This window comes from Faecalibacterium sp. Marseille-Q3530, from assembly GCF_017377625.1.
GTDB classification, from domain to species: Bacteria; Bacillota; Clostridia; order Oscillospirales; family Ruminococcaceae; genus Faecalibacterium; species Faecalibacterium prausnitzii_E.
This window is the reverse complement of record NZ_JAFREH010000004.1, coordinates 140,012-159,595: the sequence shown is the minus strand read 5'-3', so window position 1 is coordinate 159,595 and position 19,584 is coordinate 140,012. Positions and strand designations below refer to the sequence as shown.

The 19,584-nt window shown below is 51.2% G+C and carries 19 protein-coding genes and 1 pseudogene; all 20 read left to right on the top strand.

Features of this window, described 5'->3' with window-relative positions:
* A partial coding sequence (locus J3350_RS05890) for a DUF4368 domain-containing protein (RefSeq protein WP_207686016.1) occupies positions 1-408 on the top strand: 408 nt, incomplete at its 5' end.
* Positions 405-749, top strand: a complete 345-nt coding sequence (locus J3350_RS05885) for a TnpV protein (RefSeq protein ID WP_055182593.1) — start codon at positions 405-407, stop codon at positions 747-749. The genes J3350_RS05890 and J3350_RS05885, both read left to right, overlap by 4 nt.
* 137 nt (positions 750-886) lie before the next feature.
* On the top strand, positions 887-1,159 hold the full coding sequence (locus tag J3350_RS05880) for a hypothetical protein (protein ID WP_173858621.1): 273 nt from the start codon (positions 887-889) through the stop codon (positions 1,157-1,159).
* A 358-nt stretch (positions 1,160-1,517) separates the two neighbouring features.
* Positions 1,518-1,877 (top strand): DUF3847 domain-containing protein, encoded by a 360-nt coding sequence (locus J3350_RS05875; protein ID WP_102287169.1) that lies wholly within the window; start codon positions 1,518-1,520, stop codon positions 1,875-1,877.
* On the top strand, positions 1,843-3,339 hold the full coding sequence (gene mobQ, locus J3350_RS05870) for a MobQ family relaxase (protein WP_207686015.1): 1,497 nt from the start codon (positions 1,843-1,845) through the stop codon (positions 3,337-3,339). Before J3350_RS05875 ends, mobQ begins: the two co-directional genes overlap by 35 nt.
* Positions 3,336-5,207: an AAA family ATPase gene (locus J3350_RS05865; protein WP_207686014.1), complete on the top strand. Its 1,872-nt coding sequence runs from the start codon at positions 3,336-3,338 to the stop codon at positions 5,205-5,207. Before mobQ ends, J3350_RS05865 begins: the two co-directional genes overlap by 4 nt.
* Before the next feature lie 142 nt (positions 5,208-5,349).
* Positions 5,350-5,508 carry a transposon-encoded TnpW family protein gene (locus tag J3350_RS05860; protein WP_006428300.1) on the top strand — a complete coding sequence of 53 codons (159 nt, stop codon included), beginning with the start codon at positions 5,350-5,352 and terminating at the stop codon, positions 5,506-5,508.
* Between the two features lie 41 nt (positions 5,509-5,549).
* A pseudogene (locus tag J3350_RS05855) lies at positions 5,550-6,365 on the top strand (VirD4-like conjugal transfer protein, CD1115 family); the annotation flags it as partial.
* A 216-nt stretch (positions 6,366-6,581) separates the two neighbouring features.
* Positions 6,582-6,800 carry a Maff2 family mobile element protein gene (locus J3350_RS05850; RefSeq protein WP_003525154.1) on the top strand — a complete coding sequence of 73 codons (219 nt, stop codon included), beginning with the start codon at positions 6,582-6,584 and terminating at the stop codon, positions 6,798-6,800.
* A 69-nt stretch (positions 6,801-6,869) separates the two neighbouring features.
* Positions 6,870-7,739 carry a VirB6/TrbL-like conjugal transfer protein, CD1112 family gene (locus J3350_RS05845; RefSeq protein WP_207686012.1) on the top strand — a complete coding sequence of 290 codons (870 nt, stop codon included), beginning with the start codon at positions 6,870-6,872 and terminating at the stop codon, positions 7,737-7,739.
* A 20-nt stretch (positions 7,740-7,759) separates the two neighbouring features.
* On the top strand, positions 7,760-8,215 hold the full coding sequence (locus J3350_RS05840; protein ID WP_004798062.1) for a PrgI family protein: 456 nt from the start codon (positions 7,760-7,762) through the stop codon (positions 8,213-8,215).
* Positions 8,172-10,574, top strand: a complete 2,403-nt coding sequence (locus J3350_RS05835) for a VirB4-like conjugal transfer ATPase, CD1110 family (RefSeq protein ID WP_110436572.1) — start codon at positions 8,172-8,174, stop codon at positions 10,572-10,574. Before J3350_RS05840 ends, J3350_RS05835 begins: the two co-directional genes overlap by 44 nt.
* Entirely contained in the window at positions 10,571-10,954 is a 384-nt protein-coding gene (locus J3350_RS05830) for a DUF3851 domain-containing protein (protein ID WP_044024583.1), read from the top strand. The genes J3350_RS05835 and J3350_RS05830 overlap by 4 nt, the downstream gene beginning before the upstream one ends.
* Positions 10,947-12,683: a CHAP domain-containing protein gene (locus J3350_RS05825; protein WP_207686011.1), complete on the top strand. Its 1,737-nt coding sequence runs from the start codon at positions 10,947-10,949 to the stop codon at positions 12,681-12,683. The genes J3350_RS05830 and J3350_RS05825 overlap by 8 nt, the downstream gene beginning before the upstream one ends.
* Positions 12,684-12,711: 28 nt before the next feature.
* Entirely contained in the window at positions 12,712-12,969 is a 258-nt protein-coding gene (locus tag J3350_RS05820; RefSeq protein WP_002576231.1) for a DUF4315 family protein, read from the top strand.
* Entirely contained in the window at positions 12,959-13,723 is a 765-nt protein-coding gene (locus tag J3350_RS05815; protein ID WP_207686010.1) for a DUF4366 domain-containing protein, read from the top strand. The genes J3350_RS05820 and J3350_RS05815 overlap by 11 nt, the downstream gene beginning before the upstream one ends.
* Entirely contained in the window at positions 13,720-13,923 is a 204-nt protein-coding gene (locus tag J3350_RS05810) for a hypothetical protein (protein ID WP_009003368.1), read from the top strand. The genes J3350_RS05815 and J3350_RS05810 overlap by 4 nt, the downstream gene beginning before the upstream one ends.
* A complete protein-coding gene (locus tag J3350_RS05805) occupies positions 13,910-16,018 on the top strand; it encodes a type IA DNA topoisomerase (protein ID WP_207686009.1) in 2,109 nt (702 codons plus the stop codon). Before J3350_RS05810 ends, J3350_RS05805 begins: the two co-directional genes overlap by 14 nt.
* Positions 16,015-16,293 carry a hypothetical protein gene (locus J3350_RS05800; protein WP_004798047.1) on the top strand — a complete coding sequence of 93 codons (279 nt, stop codon included), beginning with the start codon at positions 16,015-16,017 and terminating at the stop codon, positions 16,291-16,293. Before J3350_RS05805 ends, J3350_RS05800 begins: the two co-directional genes overlap by 4 nt.
* Positions 16,294-16,299: 6 nt before the next feature.
* Complete coding sequence (locus J3350_RS05795; protein ID WP_207686008.1) at positions 16,300-19,584, top strand: LPD16 domain-containing protein; 3,285 nt, start codon at positions 16,300-16,302, stop codon at positions 19,582-19,584.

Genomic DNA, 19,584 nt, shown 5'->3' with positions numbered 1-19,584 from the left:
AACTTCGACAAGCTGACGATTGCCATGCTCAATGAGTTTATTGAGAAAATCCTTGTGCATGAGCGTGACCGCAAGGGCAGTATTCAGACCACACAGGAGGTCGAGATTTACTTCAATTTCGTGGGTCATTTCGTTCCCCCTGCGTTTGGCGAAGTGGAGCTTACCCCGGAGGAATTAGAGGAAATCCACAAGCGTGAGGAACGCAAAGACAGGCTTCATCAGAACTACTTGAAGCGGAAAGCCAGCGGAGCGCAGAAGCGATACGAGGACAAAATCAAGAAGCGGAAAAAGGCAGAAATCGAAGCTAAGAAAGCCGCCATTCGTGCAGAGGACATTGCAAAGGGCGTGTTCGTCCCTGTCAGCAGCTTACCGCAGAGAGAGCCGATGAAAGGAGTACAAACAGCATGAATATCACTTACACACAGAACGGTGATTATCTTATCCCGAACATCATTATCCGCAAGACAAAGCCCCTCGGACACTACGGCAGACTCCGCAAGGCGTATCTGGAAATGCACCGCCCGATACTGTTCAATGAGCTGGTGCTATCCGATAGGCTCTTTGAGCATTGCGCCGAGATTGACGAAGCGGCACAAAACCGAATGGAGCTGATCGTGCCGCAACTGGCAAAGCAGTACGGCGTGACCGAGCAACTGAAAGCCGATAATCAAATGGAATGGGTGCGGCAGATGAACGCTTGCAAGGCACAGGCAGAGGAGATTGTGAAAGCGGAATTGATTTATGATTGAGCGAGGAAGTCCGGGCAGAAAACTGTCCGGACTTTTCTCATATATTCCAAAGTTGCGGTAGAATTGTTCACAAGTTTTATGGTATAATTTGAATACGAAAAGTGAGCAACAAATCGGAATTTATGGAGAGGCTTGCTATGAAAAAGAAGAATCCGCAGAAAAATTTAATAATATCCTGGATAGTGATTGGAGCAGGAATATTTTTTGCAACTATCGGAGCAGTGACAGCACAGGACTATAAGCTAAATTTATGGCTTTGGATAGGATTTTTGACTATTATAGCTGGCATTGTATATCATTTGGTGATGGTAAAATGTCCTTATTGTGGGCATTCACTTGTTGGATATCGACCGTTCCCTAAAGAATGTCCTAAATGCCACAAAAAGTTTGAATTTGAAAAATTAGAATAACTACAAATTCCAGTTTGACGAACTGATAAAATCCCTTTAGGAACTAAAGGGCGCACTTCTATACTCTCCTATCGGAAGTATTCGTGCGTCCTGCGGAGCTTCATTCTCTGTCAGCAGAAGAAAACTGCCCGACCGAGAATGTTGCGTCACTTTGTTCCGTCAAGGGAGCTACACTCCCTTGCGCCGCTTATGCGGCTATCCCCTGTGTACTTGCCGTCCGCAAACAGCATGAAATGCTGTTCGCCGCCAGCAAGTTTGAAAAACTGAATACCGAAAAACTGACCGTTGACTGGTCGCAATGTGCGAAAAGTTGACGGTCTTTTTTTATCCCAAAAATCAAAAAAGGAGGTCAATCACAATGACAAAACCGAAAACCCTTGAACAGCTCCGAACCGAAAAGGAACGAGCCGAGACGCAGCTTGCACAGGAACAGCACAAGTTGGAGCGTCTGGAGAATAGAAAGAAGTATCTGGAGAAAGGTGAACGCACCAAGCGCACCCACCGCCTTTGCAATCTGGGCGGCACGATTGAGAGCCTTGCCCCGGAGGTCAAAGATCTCACACGCACCGAAATGACAGAGCTGATGGAACACATCTTTTCCCTGTCCGAAGTCCAGCGAGCCGTCCGTCACATGGCGATTACCCATATCAGCCAAGCAAACAGAGAAAAGGAGTTGAAAGCCGATGGCACTATTTCATCTGAGCGTCACGCAGACTAAGCGAAGCGCAGGACAGTCCGCTATTGCTTCTGCCGCCTACCGTGCCGGGGAGCGATTGTATAGCGAGTATTACGGCGAATACAGCGACTACACCCGCAAGGGCGGCGTGATCTGCTCCGATATTCTCCTGCCGTCCCATGCACCGCCAGAATACGCAGACCGCCAGACCCTATGGAACGCCGTGGAAAAAGCCGAGCGTGGAAAGAACGCCCAGCTTGCATACAGCTTTGACATTGCCTTGCAGAATGAATTTTCCCTTGAGGAAAACATCGCTCTTGCAAGGCAATTTTTGTTGGAGAACTTTGTGAGCCGTGGCATGGTGGTTGACTTCGCCGTACACCAGCCAGACCGGGAGGACGGCGGCATACCAAACCCGCATTTTCATGTGCTTTGCCCCATCCGCCCCATCGAGCAGAACGGCAAATGGGGACTAAAGCAACGCCGGGTGTATGAGCTGGACGAGGACGGCAACCGTATCCGAGACGCAGACGGAAAGTTTGTGTTCAACGCCGTTCCCACTACCGACTGGGGCAGTCCCGAAACGCTGGAACATTGGCGGCAGACATGGGCGGAACTATGCAACGCCAAGTTTGCGGAGAAAGGGCTTGATGTTCGTATCGACCACCGAAGCTATGAGCGTCAGGGCGTGGAGCTTCTTCCCACCGTCCATGAGGGCGCAACCGTCCGGGCAATGGAGAAGAAAGGCATACGCACCGAGAAAGGCGAGTTCAACCGCTGGATCAGAGCAACCAATGCCGTTATCCGGGACATCAAGAAGAAAATCGCTCTCCTGTTTGATTGGATTGCCGAAGCAAAAGCGGAGCTTGCCAAGCCGCAGGCACCCAACCTTGTTTCTCTGCTGAACGCCTACTACACCCAGCGCAAAGCCGGGGCTTATTCCCAGAAAGGCAAAATCAGCAACCTAAAGGAGATGAACGAGACTTTCAATTATCTCCGGGCAAACGGCATTTACAACCTTGAAGATTTGGAAAGCCGTGTCAATGAACACAGCTCCACCACAGAGAGCTTGAAGAAAACGCTGGACAGGCAGACCGCACGAATGAAAGAAATCAAGCAGCTCTATGACAGCTCCGCTGCTTTCCAGAACTTGAAGCCTGTCTATGACGGCTTGCAGAAAATCAAGTTTGAGAAGCCCAGAGCCAAGTACAAGGCAGAGCATGAAGCGGAACTGATACAGTTCTACGCCGCCAGACGAAAGCTGACCAGGGAGTTCCCGGACGGCAAGGTGGATATGAAAAAGCTGTCCGACGAGTATGACGAGCTGGAACAGGCGCACGAAACCACCTATGGCGAGTTTAAGGCTGTCAGAGACGATTTACACCGCCTTTGGAAGGTCAAGTCATGCGTAGATACTGCCGCCCGATTTAACGAGCGTACAGAGGAACAAAAGCTCCAAAATCGACCCCAAACACGACAGAAAAAGGAGGAACTATCCCGATGAATTACACCCAAGCACAGATTGACCGGGCAAACGCCGTCAGTCTGGAAGATTTTCTCCGCACACAGGGAGAGACACTTATCAAAAGCGGACGGGAATACCGTTGGAAAGAACATGACAGCCTGACCGTCCGGGGAAACAAGTGGTTTCGCCACAGCCAGAGCAAGGGCGGCTATCCCATTGATTTCGTCATGGAGTTTTACGGCAAGTCCTTTCCCGAAGCTGTTCAGATGTTGACAGGCGAAAACGGCGAGGGACAGACCGAAGCCACCACAGCACCGCCCACAGCGTTCCACTTGCCCTTGCACAACAGAACAGCCGACAGAGCAATTCAATATCTTTGCGAAAGCCGAGGTCTCAACAAAACGCTTGTTGAGACTTTTCTTCTTTCCGGGGATATTTACGAGGACGCAAAGCGGCACAATGTTGTGTTTGTCGGCAGAGACCGAAGCGGTACGCCGAGATACGCCCATGTGCGAGGAACGGCAGACACATTCAGACAGGATATTACCGGGTCTGACAAGTCCTATCCGTTCCGATACGAGGGAAACGGCAACCAGCTCTTTGTCTTTGAAGCACCGATTGACCTGTTATCGTTCATCTGCCTTTATCCGCAGGACTGGAAGACAAGGAGCTATCTTGCCCTGGGCGGCGTTTCGGGCAAAGCCCTTGACCGTTTCCTTTCTGAACGCAAGGACACCCGAAAAGTATTCCTCTGCCTTGACAGCGACACCGCAGGAGGTGAAGCCTGCTTCCGACTGGCGCAGGACATTCCCAGCGAGATCGCCGTCATTCGCCTTGTCCCGGCAAGGAAAGACTGGAACGATGTTCTCCGTCAGCAAGGGGACATTCCCAGCCGCAAATTCATAGCCGAGACAATCACGCTGCGAGAGCTGCCCACCGCCCAGCCTGTTCCCATGCTCCGCATGGCAGATGTGGAGCTGACGAGCGTGGATTGGCTATGGTTTCCGTATATCCCATTTGGAAAGCTAACGATTATACAGGGCAACCCCGGCGAGGGCAAGACCTACTTTGCTATGCGCCTTGCGGCGGCTTGCACCAATCGAAAGCCTTTACCCGGTATGGAGACACTTGAGCCTTTTAATATCATCTATCAGACCGCCGAGGACGGTCTGGGCGATACCGTTAAGCCCCGGCTGATGGAAGCGGACGCAGACCTTGAAAAAGTGCTTGTCATTGACGATAGAGACACACCGCTGACCCTTGCCGATGAACGCATCGCAAGGGCAATCCGGGAAAACAACGCAAGGCTGGTTATCATTGACCCGGTACAGGCGTTTCTGGGCGCAGATGTGGACATGAACCGGGCAAACGAGGTGCGCCCGATATTCCGCAGTCTGGGAGACATTGCACAGGCTACCGGGTGCGCTATCGTGCTGATCGGACACCTCAACAAAGCCGCAGGAACGCAAAGCACCTACCGGGGATTAGGGTCTATCGACATTACGGCGGCAGTCCGCAGTCTGCTCTTTATCGGCAAGCTGAAGGACAGCCCCACAACAAGGGTACTTATCCATGAGAAAAGCTCCCTTGCGCCGCCCGGACAGTCCCTTGCCTTTTCTCTGGGAGACGAGAAAGGGTTTGCGTGGATAGGAGCTTATGACATTACCGCTGACGAGCTTCTTGCCGGGACAGACACAGCCAAGACGGAAAGCAAGACCGCACAGGCAGAAGCACTGATATTGGAACTGCTGGCAGACGGAAAGCGTATGCCGAGCGCAGAGCTGGAAAAGATGGTCAATGAGCGTGGGATTTCCTCACGCACCATGAGAACGGCAAAGAGCCGTATCGGGTACAGGCTTGTGACCGAGAAAGACGGCACAGCATGGGTCTGCTATCTCCGAGACTGACAACAGGAACACGGCAAGCGTGGCAAAGACGGCAAGGTTTTTATAGATACCTTAATGTTGCCGCCTTGCCTTGTTCCCTCATACCGACACCGCCCGATGATGAACAGTCACCGGGCATTTTTCATTTACAGGAGGATTTTGAATGAACAATACCGCAACCAACACCGCCACTTGCCCGACTGTCAGAAAGCAGATCGGCAAGACCACATATATCGTCCGTGTCCATTTCAGCCAGACCGCAAAAGAGACGATGGAGGACAAAATCAAGCGTCTGCTCCGTGAGGAAGTCCGCAAAATGTGACTTCTTTTTGGATTTGATGAAAAAGTCCTTGACTTTTCGTCTCTGGAAAAACCGCTAAGTCGATTTTGATTTCCTGCGGTGCGCGTCTGGCCGTATTTGATATTGCGGAGCTGCGCGAGGTTACATCCTACGATGAGTTGGAACTGGATACGCTGGGAGACAGAAAAACGGCTCTGTTCCTCATTATGAGTGATACGGATGACAGTTTTAACTTTCTCATTTCCATGTGCTACACCCAGTTATTCAACCTGCTTTGTGAAAAGGCCGACGATGTGTATGGCGGCAGGCTTCCAGTTCATGTGCGCTGTCTGATTGATGAGTGTGCCAACATCGGGCAGATTCCGAAGCTGGAAAAGCTGGTGGCCACCATCCGAAGCCGTGAAATCTCTGCCTGTCTGGTGTTGCAGGCACAGAGCCAGCTCAAGGCAATTTACAAAGATAATGCCGATACCATCATCGGCAATATGGATACTTCCATCTTCCTGGGTGGCAAAGAGCCAACAACGCTGAAAGAGCTGGCGGCTGTTCTGGGAAAGGAGACCATAGACACTTACAACACCGGAGAGAGCCGGGGACGGGAGACCTCCCACTCGCTTAACTATCAGAAATTGGGAAAAGAGCTGATGAGCCAGGACGAGCTGGCAGTTATGGATGGCGGCAAGTGCATCTTGCAGTTGCGCGGTGTGCGTCCGTTTCTTTCAGACAAGTATGACATTACCAGACACCCTAATTTCAAATACACAGCTGATGCAGACAAGCGAAATACCTTTGATATTGAAGCATTTTTGTCTGCCAGACTAAAACTCAAGACTGATGAGGTCTGCGATGTATATGAAGTAGACACGGAGGGCGTGTAATACGGTTCCGCTGAGAAAGGAGTGATCGTATCTATTTGCCGCAACTGCCTCTGTTGAGGCCATTGGCGTACAAAGCGGGCAATCATCAACAAAATAATGAAAAAGGAGGACAGCCGGAATCAGGCTCTCATAGATAGAGGGCAGATTGTTCCGGCTTTTGTGCGCTTATGAAACAAACCTAACTAATCATTCAAATGATTCCGGCTAATATTATTTATGGCATTTTTTGAACAGGCAATTACCGTTCTTCAGACTCTCGTTATCGCTCTGGGCGCTGGTCTTGGTATCTGGGGTGTCATCAACCTGTTGGAAGGTTACGGCAACGACAACCCTGGCGCCAAATCTCAGGGCATGAAGCAGCTCATGGCCGGCGCCGGTGTAGCCGTAGTCGGCATGGTTCTTGTACCTCTGCTCTCCGGGCTGTTCTCTGTCTAAGCGTTCCTGCATGAAATCCTTGCCGCTCCCGCAGCTCTGCGGGGGCGGCGGAAAGGAGGTTGACACCGTATGGATTTCTTACTTGAAGCCCTGACGAATTGGCTGAAAGAAATGCTGGTGGGCGGTATTATGAGCAACCTTTCGGGGATGTTTGACAGTGTAAACCAACAGGTCGCGGATATATCCGTACAGGTAGGACAGACCCCACAGGGATGGAATGGCAGTATTTTCAATATGATTGAGAATCTGTCCAACTCCATCATGGTGCCGATTGCAGGTGTGATCCTGGCTATCGTGATGACCGTAGACCTGATCCAGATGATTGCAGACAAGAACAACCTGCATGATGTGGATACCTGGATGATTTTCAAGTGGATGTTCAAATCAGCTGCCGCCATCCTCATTGTCACAAACACATGGAATATCGTGATGGGCGTCTTTGATATGGCGCAGAGCGTGGTGGCGCAGGCGGCAGGGATTATCAATTCGGATGCGTCCATTGACATTTCCTCAGTTATGACCGATCTGGAACCGAGGCTGATGGAAATGGATTTGGGACCGCTGTTCGGACTGTGGTTCCAATCCCTCTTTATTGGCATTACCATGTGGGCGTTGTATATCTGTATCTTTATCGTTATTTATGGCCGTATGATCGAGATCTACCTTGTAACTTCGGTGGCTCCCGTTCCAATGGCTGCAATGATGGGCAAAGAATGGGGCGGTATGGGACAGAATTACCTCCGATCCCTGCTGGCACTGGGCTTTCAGGCGTTTCTCATTATCGTCTGCGTGGCAATTTATGCTGTGCTGGTGCAGAACATCGCTATGGAAGATGACATCATCATGGCAATCTGGAGCTGCGTGGGCTACACTGTACTGCTATGTTTTACGCTGTTCAAAACCGGCAGTCTCGCCAAATCAGTCTTTCAGGCGCACTAAAACGGAAGGAGGTTTCCACATTGGCTTATGTACCCGTACCCAAGGACTTAACAAAAGTCAAAACAAAGGTCATGTTCAATCTGACCAAGCGGCAGCTTATCTGCTTCACGGGCGGAGCACTTATTGGCGTACCGCTTTTCTTTTTGCTCAGAAAACCTACCGGAAACAGTGTAGCGGCTATGTGTATGATGCTGGTTATGCTGCCCTTCTTTATGCTGGCTATGTACGAAAAGCATGGACAGCCCCTGGAAAAGATCGTGGGCAACATTCTCAAAGTAGCTGTGATCCGTCCAAAGCAGCGACCTTACCAGACCAACAACTTTTATGCCGTATTAAAGCGGCAGGAAATGCTCGATAAGGAGGTGTATGACATTGTTCACCGCAATAAAAAAATGGCTGCATCGGATGTTCGGAAAAACCGAGGAAAAAACTGTGCAGCCGGTAAAGACAAAGAAAAAACTGTCCCGTGCCGATAAGAAGCAGATCGAAGCGGCCATTGCCCGCGCTAACCGCACGGACAAAAAAGGAAAATCTGCGCAGGACAGTATCCCTTATGAACGGATGTGGCCGGACGGAATCTGCCGCGTATCGGACAGCCACTACACAAAGACCATCCAGTTTCAGGACATCAACTATCAGCTCTCCCAAAACGAAGATAAGACGGCAATCTTTGAGGGGTGGTGTGATTTCCTCAATTATTTTGACAGCTCGATTCATTTCCAGCTGTCTTTTTTGAACCTTGCGGCATCGGAGGAGACCTTTGCTAACTCCATTTCCATCCCGCCCCAGAGGGACGCCTTTGACAGTATCCGCGAGGAATACACCACAATGCTGCAAAATCAGCTGGCCAGAGGTAACAACGGTCTCATCAAGACCAAATACCTGACCTTTGGTATCGACGCGGACAGCATCAAAGCCGCCAAGCCCCGTCTGGAGCGTATTGAGACCGATATACTTAATAACTTCAAGCGTCTTGGTGTGGCTGCCAGAACGCTGGACGGTAAAGAAAGGCTTTTTCAGCTTCATGCGGTATTCCACATGGATGAACAACTCCCGTTTCAGTTTGAATGGGACTGGCTGGCTCCTTCCGGTCTGTCCACAAAGGATTTTATTGCACCAAGCTCCTTTGAGTTCCGCACCGGCAAGCAGTTCCGTATGGGTAAGAAATACGGGACTGTTTCTTTTTTGCAGATTCTCGCACCGGAACTGAATGACCGTTTGCTGGCTGATTTTCTGGATATGGAAAGCTCGCTCATTGTGAGTATGCACATTCAGTCGGTGGATCAGGTGAAAGCCATCAAAACGGTAAAGCGAAAGATTACCGACCTGGACCGCAGCAAGATCGAGGAACAGAAAAAAGCAGTCCGTGCCGGATACGACATGGACATCATTCCATCTGACCTTGCTACCTACGGCAGTGAAGCGAAAAAACTCTTGCAGGATTTGCAGAGCCGCAACGAGAGAATGTTCCTTTTGACTTTTCTGGTGCTGAACACAGCGGACAATCCCCGTCAGCTTGGCAACAACATCTTTCAGGCAGGCTCTATTGCCCAGAAGTATAACTGTCAGCTGACCAGGCTGGACTTCCAGCAGGAAGAAGGGCTGATGAGTTGTCTGCCTCTGGGTCTCAATCAGATTGAGATTCAGCGAGGACTGACCACCAGTTCCACAGCTATCTTTGTGCCCTTTACTACGCAGGAACTGTTCCAGAACGGGAAAGAAGCTCTGTACTACGGCATCAATGCTCTGTCCAACAACCTCATCATGGTGGACAGAAAGCTGCTGAAAAACCCCAACGGCCTGATTCTGGGTACGCCGGGTTCCGGTAAGTCCTTCAGCGCAAAACGAGAAATTGCCAACTGCTTTTTGCTTACCAGTGATGATGTTATTATCTGTGACCCGGAAGCGGAGTACGCACCTCTTGTTGAGCGTCTGCATGGGCAGGTCATCAAGATCTCACCTACTTCAACCAACTATATCAATCCGATGGATCTGAATCTGGACTATTCGGATGATGAAAGCCCGCTGTCACTCAAGTCTGACTTTATCCTCAGCTTGTGTGAGCTGATCGTGGGCGGTAAGGAGGGCTTGCAGCCGGTGCAGAAAACCATTATTGACCGTTGTGTACGGTTGGTTTACAACGAATATCTCAATGACCCGAAGCCGGAGAATATGCCGATTTTGGAGGACCTTTATAACCTGTTGCGGGAGCAGGAAGAAAAAGAAGCTCAGTACATTGCAACGGCATTGGAAATCTATGTAACGGGTTCTTTGAATGTGTTCAATCATCAGAGCAATGTGGACATTGATAACCGGATTGTCTGCTACGACATCAAGGAACTGGGCAAGCAGCTTAAAAAAATCGGTATGCTGGTGGTACAGGATCAGGTGTGGAACCGCGTTACCATCAACCGTGCCGCCCACAAGTCCACCCGTTACTACATCGACGAGATGCACCTGCTTTTGAAGGAAGAGCAGACCGCCGCCTATACGGTGGAAATTTGGAAGCGATTCAGAAAATGGGGCGGTATTCCGACAGGTATCACCCAGAATGTCAAAGACCTTTTGAGCAGCCGCGAGGTAGAGAACATCTTTGAAAATTCCGACTTCGTGTATATGCTCAACCAGGCAGGCGGAGACCGTCAGATACTTGCCAAGCAGCTGGGCATTTCAACGCACCAGCTTAGCTATGTGACCCACTCCGGTGAGGGCGAGGGCCTGCTGTTCTATGGCTCCACAATTTTGCCTTTCGTGGACCACTTCCCGAAGAATACCGAGCTGTACCGCATTATGACTACCAAACCCCAGGAACTGAAAAAGAAGGAGGATGAATGATGATGAACCCCAACATTTTGAATAAAAATCCGCTGATGTTTTTTGACAGGGCGGTAAATGCCCAGCGCAGCCAGCTGCTTACAGTCATGGCCGATGCGGTAAGTGAGTGCCGCACGGCGGCAGATCAGGCAGCCGAACTGAATGAGACCGGTCAGGTGGGGCTGCTCCGTCTGGCAGAGGTCTGGAGCACCATCCGTGCCAAGGAAGGTATGGGTGGTCTGGTTCTGGAAGGAACCGAAGCGAAGATCCTGTCCGATGTGGTGGCACAGTTTTATGCCTACCTGTCCGGCTGTATGTTCAACGATCCGGTGGGAATGGCCATTTATGCAGAGCTGCACTACATGATGTCCTCCCTCATGCTGGGAGAATGGTTTGAATAAGGAACCGCGTCTGCGCTTTACTGATGAGGAACGGTCTGACCCTGCACTGGAAAAGCCAATCCGTAAAGCGGAGAAAGCTGCGGCCAGAGCAGATAAGGCGCAGGCCAATATCCCAAAGAAAAAGGTCAGGCAGACGGTCATTGACCCGGATACCGGAAAAAAGACCTCGAAGCTGACCTTTGAGGACAAGAAAAAGCCACCTTCCAAAGTTTCTCAAGGAGTCAGGGAAGCTCCCGTCCATCTGGTCGCAGGCAAGCTCCACAAAGAGATCCGGGAAACAGAGCAGAACAATGTGGGCGTGGAAAGCGCCCACAAGTCCGAGGAAGCGGTGGAGACCGGCGCTTATCTGGTGCGGGAGGGCTATCGCAGCCACAAGCTGAAGCCGTACCGCAAAGCAGCCCAGGCAGAGCGTCAACTGGAAAAGGCAAATGTAAATGTTCTGTACCAGAAATCTTTGCAGGAAAATCCCCAGTTTGCCAGCAACCCTCTTTCCCGCTGGCAGCAAAAGCAGGCCATCAAAAGGCAGTATGCCGCCGCCAAACACGCCGGTCAGACTGCCGGAAATACCGCCCAGGCTGCGTCCAAAACCGGAAAAGCCGCAAGGACGGTGAAAGAAAAGGCACAGCAGGCAGGGGCGTTCGTCGTGCGCCACAAGAAGGGTTTCCTGATGGCAGGGGTTTTGTTCCTCATTACCTGTATGCTGATGAATACCATGTCCTCCTGCTCCATGATGGCGCAGAGCATCGGTTCCGTTCTCTCCGGCACCACTTATCCGTCGGATGACCCGGAAATGCTGGCAGTGGAGGCAGATTATGCAGCCAGAGAAGTCCGGTTGCAGGAGGAAATCGACAACATTGAAAGCAGCCACCCAGGGTATGACGAGTATCGCTATGACCTTGGTATGATCGGCCATGACCCTCATGAGCTGGCAGCATTTCTGTCTGCCGTCTTGCAAGGTTACACCCAGCAGAGCGCTCAGGCAGAGCTGGCGCGTGTGTTTGCAGCACAGTATCAGCTGACGCTTACTGAGGAAGTGGAGATTCGCTACCGCACGGAGACCTCCACCGACCCGGAGACCGGCGAGACCACCTCAGAAGAAGTCCCCTATGAGTATTACATTTTGAATGTGAAACTCACCAGCAAGCCCATTTCCGCTGTGGCGTCGGAGTTACTGACCCCGGAGCAGATGGAAATGTATCAGGTTTACCGGCAGACCATGGGCAATAAGCCGCTGTTGTTTGGCGGCGGTTCCCCTGACATGAGCAATTCCGAGGACTTGACCGGTGTACAGTTTGTAAATGGAACCCGTCCCGGAAATCCGCAGTTGGTGGAGCTGGCCAAGCGTCAGGTCGGCAATGTGGGCGGCTATCCTTATTGGAGCTGGTATGGCTTTGACAGCCGCGTGGAGTGGTGCGCCTGCTTTGTATCCTGGTGCTATAACCAGGCTGGAAAAAGTGAGCCGCGCTTTGCAGGCTGTGAGTGGCAGGGCGTTCCGTGGTTCCAGTCTCATGGACAATGGGGTGCAAGAGGCTATAACAATCTGGCTCCCGGAGATGCAATTTTCTTTGATTGGGATTTGGATGGGACAGCAGACCATGTGGGTATCGTGATCGGTACGGATGGCAGCCGTGTTTATACGGTGGAGGGAAATTCCGGCGATGCCTGCAAGATCAAAAGTTATGACCTGAATTATCAAAGTATTAAGGGCTACGGCCTGATGAACTGGTAACAGACTTTGTGGAAAGGAGTGAACGGTTATGGCAAAAAACAAAATTGAACGTATCGACCAGGAAATTGAGAAAACCCGTGAGAAGATTGCAGAATATCAGGAAAAGCTCAAGACCCTGGAAGCACAGAAAACGGAGGCAGAGAATCTGGAAATCGTTCAGATGGTTCGTGCGTTACGCATGACTCCAGCACAGCTGAACGCTATGCTTTCCGGTGGAATGAACCACGGCAGAGATACAGCACTGTCGGAATCAAATAATCAGGAGGCTACCGCTTATGAAGAATAAAAGAATTTGCAAAACACTTTCCGCCCTTTGCCTGACAATGGTTGTGGCATTTGGCTTTACGATCCCTGCTTTCGCACAGGGGTCAGAACAGGCTCCGGCGGCACCGGCAGAGGATTCTACCAATGACAGCAATGTGATTGTGGAAGAAACAGAACCGGCACCGGCACTTACACCGGAGGGGAATGCGGCATTGGTGGATGATTTTGGAGGCAATAAGCAGCTTATTACTGTTACGACCAAAGCTGGAAATTACTTTTATATCCTGATTGATAGGGCGAATGAGGACAAGGAGACTGCTGTTCACTTTCTGAATCAGGTGGACGATGCAGACCTTGCGGCGCTGATGGAAGATGGAAAACCCAAAGAGGAGATGCCTGCGGTATGCAGCTGTTCAACAAAATGTGAAGCAGGGGCAGTCAATACGGCCTGCCCGGTCTGCGCAACTGATAAGAGTAAATGTACGGGCAAAGCACCGGAACCTCCGGCAGAAACATCGGAGCCGGAAAAGGAGAAGCCTGCCGGATTGAACCCGGCTGCGCTGGTCCTTTTGCTGGCTCTGCTTGGTGGCGGTGGCGTATTTTCCTACTTGAAGCTCGTTAAGAACAAGCCTAAGACCAAGGGCAATGACAGTCTGGACGATTATGATTATGGCGAGGAAGATTCTGAGGAATGGGAAACCGAGGGTGAGGATTCGGAAGAACCGGATGCTGACGGGGGCAGCACAGAAGAAGATGACGAGGACAGCGTGAAATGACCCGATTCACAGACAGTCCCTATGAACGCATGATGACACGCAGGCCGGAGGGCGGGAAGGAAACTTCCCGTCCTCCTTCTTTACCCCACAGCCACCCCTGCTATGGTTGCGGGAATTATGGAAGACCCTGCGTAGGTATCTGTCACCGGGAAATGTCCCGATGGCTCAAAGAGAGGAGGAACCATCATGGCTCAACATAAATTGGTAATTGCCGAAAAACCATCAGTTGCCCAGAGTTTGGCGGCGGTGATCGGCGCAACCGTCCGTAAGGACGGGTATCTGGAGGGCAACGGCTGGCGTGTCAGCTGGTGCGTGGGCCACCTGGCCGGTCTTGCGGATGCAGACAGCTATGACCCAAAGTATGCCAAGTGGCGATATGATGACCTGCCTATCCTGCCGGAACATTGGCAGATGGTAGTGGGAAAGGATAAGAAAAAGCAGTTTGATATTCTGAAAAAGCTGATGAATGCCCCGGATGTGACGGAGGTGGTAAATGCCTGCGATGCCGGACGCGAGGGTGAGCTGATCTTCCGCAGCGTCTATGAGCTGGCAGACTGTCAAAAGCCTATGAAAAGGCTCTGGATTTCTTCGATGGAGGACTCTGCCATAAGGGAAGGCTTTGCAAACCTGCGCCCCGGTGCGGATTATGACGGACTTCGGGATGCTGCCCTCTGCCGTGCCAAGGCCGACTGGCTGGTGGGGATCAATGCGACAAGGCTTTTTTCCGTGCTGTATCACCGAACCCTCAACATCGGGCGCGTGATGTCCCCGACGCTGGCGCTTATTGTTCAGCGAGAAGCTGAGATCGACACCTTTCAGCCGATTCCCTTTTATACCGTGGCGCTGGAGCTGCCCGGTCTTACCGTATCCGGGGAGCGCATGGCGGATAAGGTTGCTGCTGAGCAGCTGAAAGAAGCCTGTCAGGGTGCAAATGTCACAATCAAAAAGGTGGAGTGCAAGGAAAAGTCCGAAAAGCCGCCTGCCCTCTATGACCTGACTACTCTGCAAAGAGATGCCAACCGCCTGCTTGGATTTACAGCCCAGCAGACCCTGGACTATCTGCAAAGCCTGTATGAAAAGAAGCTCTGTACCTATCCCCGTACTGACAGCCGCTATCTGACTGGCGATATAGCAGACAGCCTGCCGATGTTGGTGAATCTGGTTGCCAATGCTATGCCGTTTCGCAAAGGAATCGCCATTACCTGTGATCCGCAGACGGTAATCAACGATAAGAAAGTAACCGACCACCACGCAGTAATCCCTACCAGAAATCTCAAGGATGCAGACCTTTCTGCCCTTCCTGAGGGAGAAAAAGCGGTGCTGGAGCTGGTGGCCCTGCGTCTGATGTGCGCCGTAGCCCAGCCCCATATCTATTCGGAAACCGTTGTGATTGCAGCGTGTGCCGGTGGGGAGTTTACCACAAAAGGAAAAACAGTGAAGCACCCCGGATGGAAAGCACTGGAGGACGCTTATCGTGCCAAAATGAAGGATACAGAGCCGAAAAAAGAGGGCGTAGAGAAAGCCCTGCCGGAGCTGACCGAAGGACAGACACTTTCGGTTTCTGCGGCAATCGTCAAAGAAGGCAAAAGCAGTCCGCCTCAGCACTTTACGGAGGACACCCTATTGTCCGCAATGGAGACTGCCGGGAAAGATGATATGCCAGAGGATGCTGAGAGAAAAGGTCTGGGGACACCGGCCACCCGTGCCGGTATTTTGGAAAAGCTGGTATCTGCCGGTTTTCTGGAGCGAAAAAAGAACAGAAAAACGGTGCAACTTCTTCCTTCCCACGATGCAGTATCCCTTATCACGGTGCTGCCGGAACAACTGCAATCGCCGCTTCTGACTGCCGAGTGGGAGTATCGCCTGGGTGAGATCGAGCGCGGGCAGCTTGCCCAAGAGGAGTTTCTGGACGGGATCAGCACCATGCTGAAAGATCTGGTGGGGACTTATCAGGTCATCAAGGGAACTGAGTACCTGTTCACTCCGCCCCGTGAGGTGGTGGGCAAATGCCCTCGCTGCGGCGGTGAAGTTGCAGAACTGCAAAAAGGCTTCTTCTGTCAGAATGATTCTTGCAAATTTGCAATCTGGAAAAACAACAAATGGTGGGCTGCCAAGAAAAAAGAGCCGACCAAAGCTGTGGTGTCTGCGCTGCTGAACGATGGCTGTGTCCGTGTGACGGGGCTATATTCGGAGAAAACCGGCAAGACCTACGATGCCACTGTGGTTTTGGAGGACGATGGACAGTATGCCAACTTCAAGCTGGAATTTGACCAGCGGAAAGGAGGCAGCCGATGAAGCTCTCTTTAGTGGAACGGGAAACCATTCTCCTCTATAACCAGGCAGAACCAATGGCTGAGGTCTATACCCACGATCCCCGTCTGATGGAGAAGCTGGAACTGCTGGCAAAAAAGCATCCCGACCAGATCACCCGAAAGGACGCCCATAACTTTACCGTCCCCAAGCGGTGTGTATCAGTCCGGGAGCCATACAGCGCCGAGCGTCGCAAAGCTGCCAGTGAGCGTGCGAAAGCCGCCGGATACCAGCCCCCTGTGAAAAAGTCCGGCAGTTAAAGGCACATGGCAGAGAATGTATTTGAAGCGGTCAAGCAGTCGGTCAGCACCAGAGAAGCGGCAGCGTTTTATGGGATCGAGGTCAAACGAAATGGTATGGCCTGCTGTCCCTTTCACGATGATAAGAACCCCAGCATGAAGGTAGACCAGCGGTTCCACTGCTTTGGCTGCGGTGCAGATGGGGATGTGATCGACTTTACCGCAAAGCTCTTTAACCTCTCCCCAAAAGAAGCGGCGGAGAAACTGGCACAGGACTTTGGCTTGATCTATGACAGTCAGGCCCCGCCCCGCAGGAGATATGTCCGGCAAAAAACCGAGGCACAGAAGTTTCGGGAGGATCGACAGCGCTGTTATTGCGTACTGTCCGATTACTACTATCTGCTGAAAAAATGGGAAGCCGACCGTTCTCCCAGGACACCGGAGGAAGAACCGCACCCCCGTTTTGTGGAAGCAATCCAGAAGAAAGCCTATGTAGAGTACCTGCTGGACCTTTTTCTTTATGAAAGTGAAGAAGAACAAAAGGCATGGATTGCAGAACACACAGCAGAAATCATACACTTGGAAAGGAGATTGAAAATCATGGCTGAGAACAAACCCACCAACCGAGAACGGCTAAGGGAAATCACAGATGGCATCGAGCAGGGCATCAAAGAACTGTTTGAGAGTGAAAAGTATATGCGCTATCTGTCCATCATGTCCCGCTTCCACCGCTATTCGGTAAACAACACCATGCTCATCTATATGCAGAAGCCGGACGCCACATTGGTAGCCGGATACAATAAGTGGAAAGACCAGTTTGAGCGTCATGTAAAAAAGGGCGAGCATGGCATTACCATCATCGCTCCCACACCGTATAAGAAGAAAATCGAGGAGCAGAAGCTGGACCCAGATACCAAGGCTCCGATTTTGGATAAAGACGGAAAGATCGTTACAGAGGAAAAAGAAATCGAGATCCCCATGTTTCGTCCGGTCAAGGTCTTTGATGTGAGCCAGACCGACGGTAAACCTTTGCCTGAGCTTGCATCATCCCTTTCCGGCAATGTGCCAAATTATGAGGCATTCATGGAGGCCCTGCGCCGCAGCGCACCGGTGCCGATTACTTTTGAAGCAATGGCCGCTGATACGGACGGCTATTTTTCTGCTGATCATCAGAAAATTGCCATTCGTCAGGGCATGAGTGAGGTTCAGACGGTTTCAGCCACAGTACACGAGATTGCCCACAGCAAGCTCCATGACCCTAAAAAATATGAAATGCTACCGTTATGGAAGGTTGTGCTGGAGAGTGAAGGTGGAACCAAGCATGATTTCAAGCTGGATTTTGCCACAGAAAGAGAAGCTGAACAGTTTGCTTCTGATATGGATTGGCGCTATGTGGACGAAAATCAGTTTGAATGGCGTCTTGCAGTTGAGGAAGATCCAACCGCAGAAAAACAGGCAATCAAAAATCGTCACACGGAGGAAGTAGAGGCTGAAAGCATCTCCTACGCAGTCTGCAAATATTTTGGCATCGAGACCGGAGAAAACAGCTTCGGCTATATTGCAAGCTGGAGTCAGGGCAAGGAGCTGAAAGAGCTGAGAGCCAGTTTGGAAACCATCAACAAGACCTCCGGTACTTTGATCTCTGACATTGAGCGCCACTATAAGGAAATCTGCAAAGAGCGTGGAATTGACCCCCATGCAAAGGCAGAGCCGGAAACCGCCCCGATAGAGCAGCCAGAAGATGCTGCTAAGGTAGCCGATAGACAGCCGACCGGCAATCTGACCTACTATGTAGCAGAGTGCATGGAATTTCCAAACCTCGGAGAATACCACGATAACCTGTCTTTGGAGGAAGCAATCCGCATTTATCAAGAAATTCCGGCAGAGCGAATGAACGGGATCAAGGGCATTGGTTTTGAGCTGAAAGACGGAAGCGACTATGAAGGACCTTTTCCGATTTTGACCGGCCAGACCATTGACCTGGACACCGTCCAGGCAATCGACTATTACCGTGATAATCCTCTGGTGCAAAAAGCGGTAAAGGAACTGGCTGCGGCAATGCCGGAAATGGAAGTGCTGGGGGCGGACGCCAACCAGCAGGAGGCTTTGTTTCTGATTGACGATGCCACCTATCTTCATATCCAATCCTGTGACAGCGGCTGGGACTATACCCTTTACGATGCCGCGTCCATGAAAGAGTTGGATGGTGGTCAGCTGGATATGCCGGAGATTTCCCGCATGAAGGCAGTTCTCCAGATTTGTGATGACAACGATTTGGGCAGAGACTCGGTAAAATACGCACCGTTGTCCATGATTGAGACCTTGCAGGAAGCTGCCTACCAGCAGATGCAGGCAGAGGCCAGTCAGATGGCTGCTTCTTCTCAGCTGCCGGAAGCACAAGAGCAGGCGCTGGATGAATACCCTATGCCTGATGAGCAGGTATCCACACCGGATATGCAGGAATACGGCTACTTCTATGATGGGATGCTCCCTGTCACCAGAGAACGGGCGCTGGAACTGGATGCCGCTGGTTTGACTATCTATGTGCTGCATGAGGACAATACGGAGAGTATGGTATTTGACTCGCAGGAAATCATGGATCATGGCGGCATTTTCGGTGTGGACCGTGAGGAATGGGAGAAAAGCCCTCAGTTCCATGAAAAGGTCATGGAGCGCCAGGAACATCAGCAGGAACGGGAACAGGCATTTCTTGCTCAGAACAGAGATTGCTTTGCCATCTATCAGGTGAGCCGTGACGATCCGCAGAATGTGCGCTTTATGAATCTGGATTGGTTAAAGTCCCATGACATTTCCATAGACCGCAGCAATTATGACCTCATTTACACAGCTCCGCTAAGTGCGTCTGGCATTGTGCCGGAGCAGTTGGAAAAACTATATGAGCAGTTTAATCTGCAAAAACCGGCGGATTTTCACAGTCCTTCTATGAGTGTCAGTGACATCGTTGCGATCAAGCAGGATGGTAAGGTATCCTGTCATTACTGTGATAGTGTTGGTTTTACCCAGATCTCCGGATTCCTGCCGGAAAATCCGCTGAAAAATGCGGAGATGGCCGTGGAGGACGATTACGGCATGATCGACGGTATCATCAACAATGGCGCAAAAGAGCCTACGGTGGCAGAGCTGGAACAGCAGGCCCGCAGCGGTCAGCCCATTTCCCTGATGGATCTGGCTGCCGCTGCCCATCGGGAGGAACGGGAAAAGAAAAAGTCCGTCATGGAGCAGCTGAAAAGCCAGCCCAAGGCAGAACACAAAAAGACAGCGCCCAAAAAGAGTGCGGAAAGGGAGATTTGA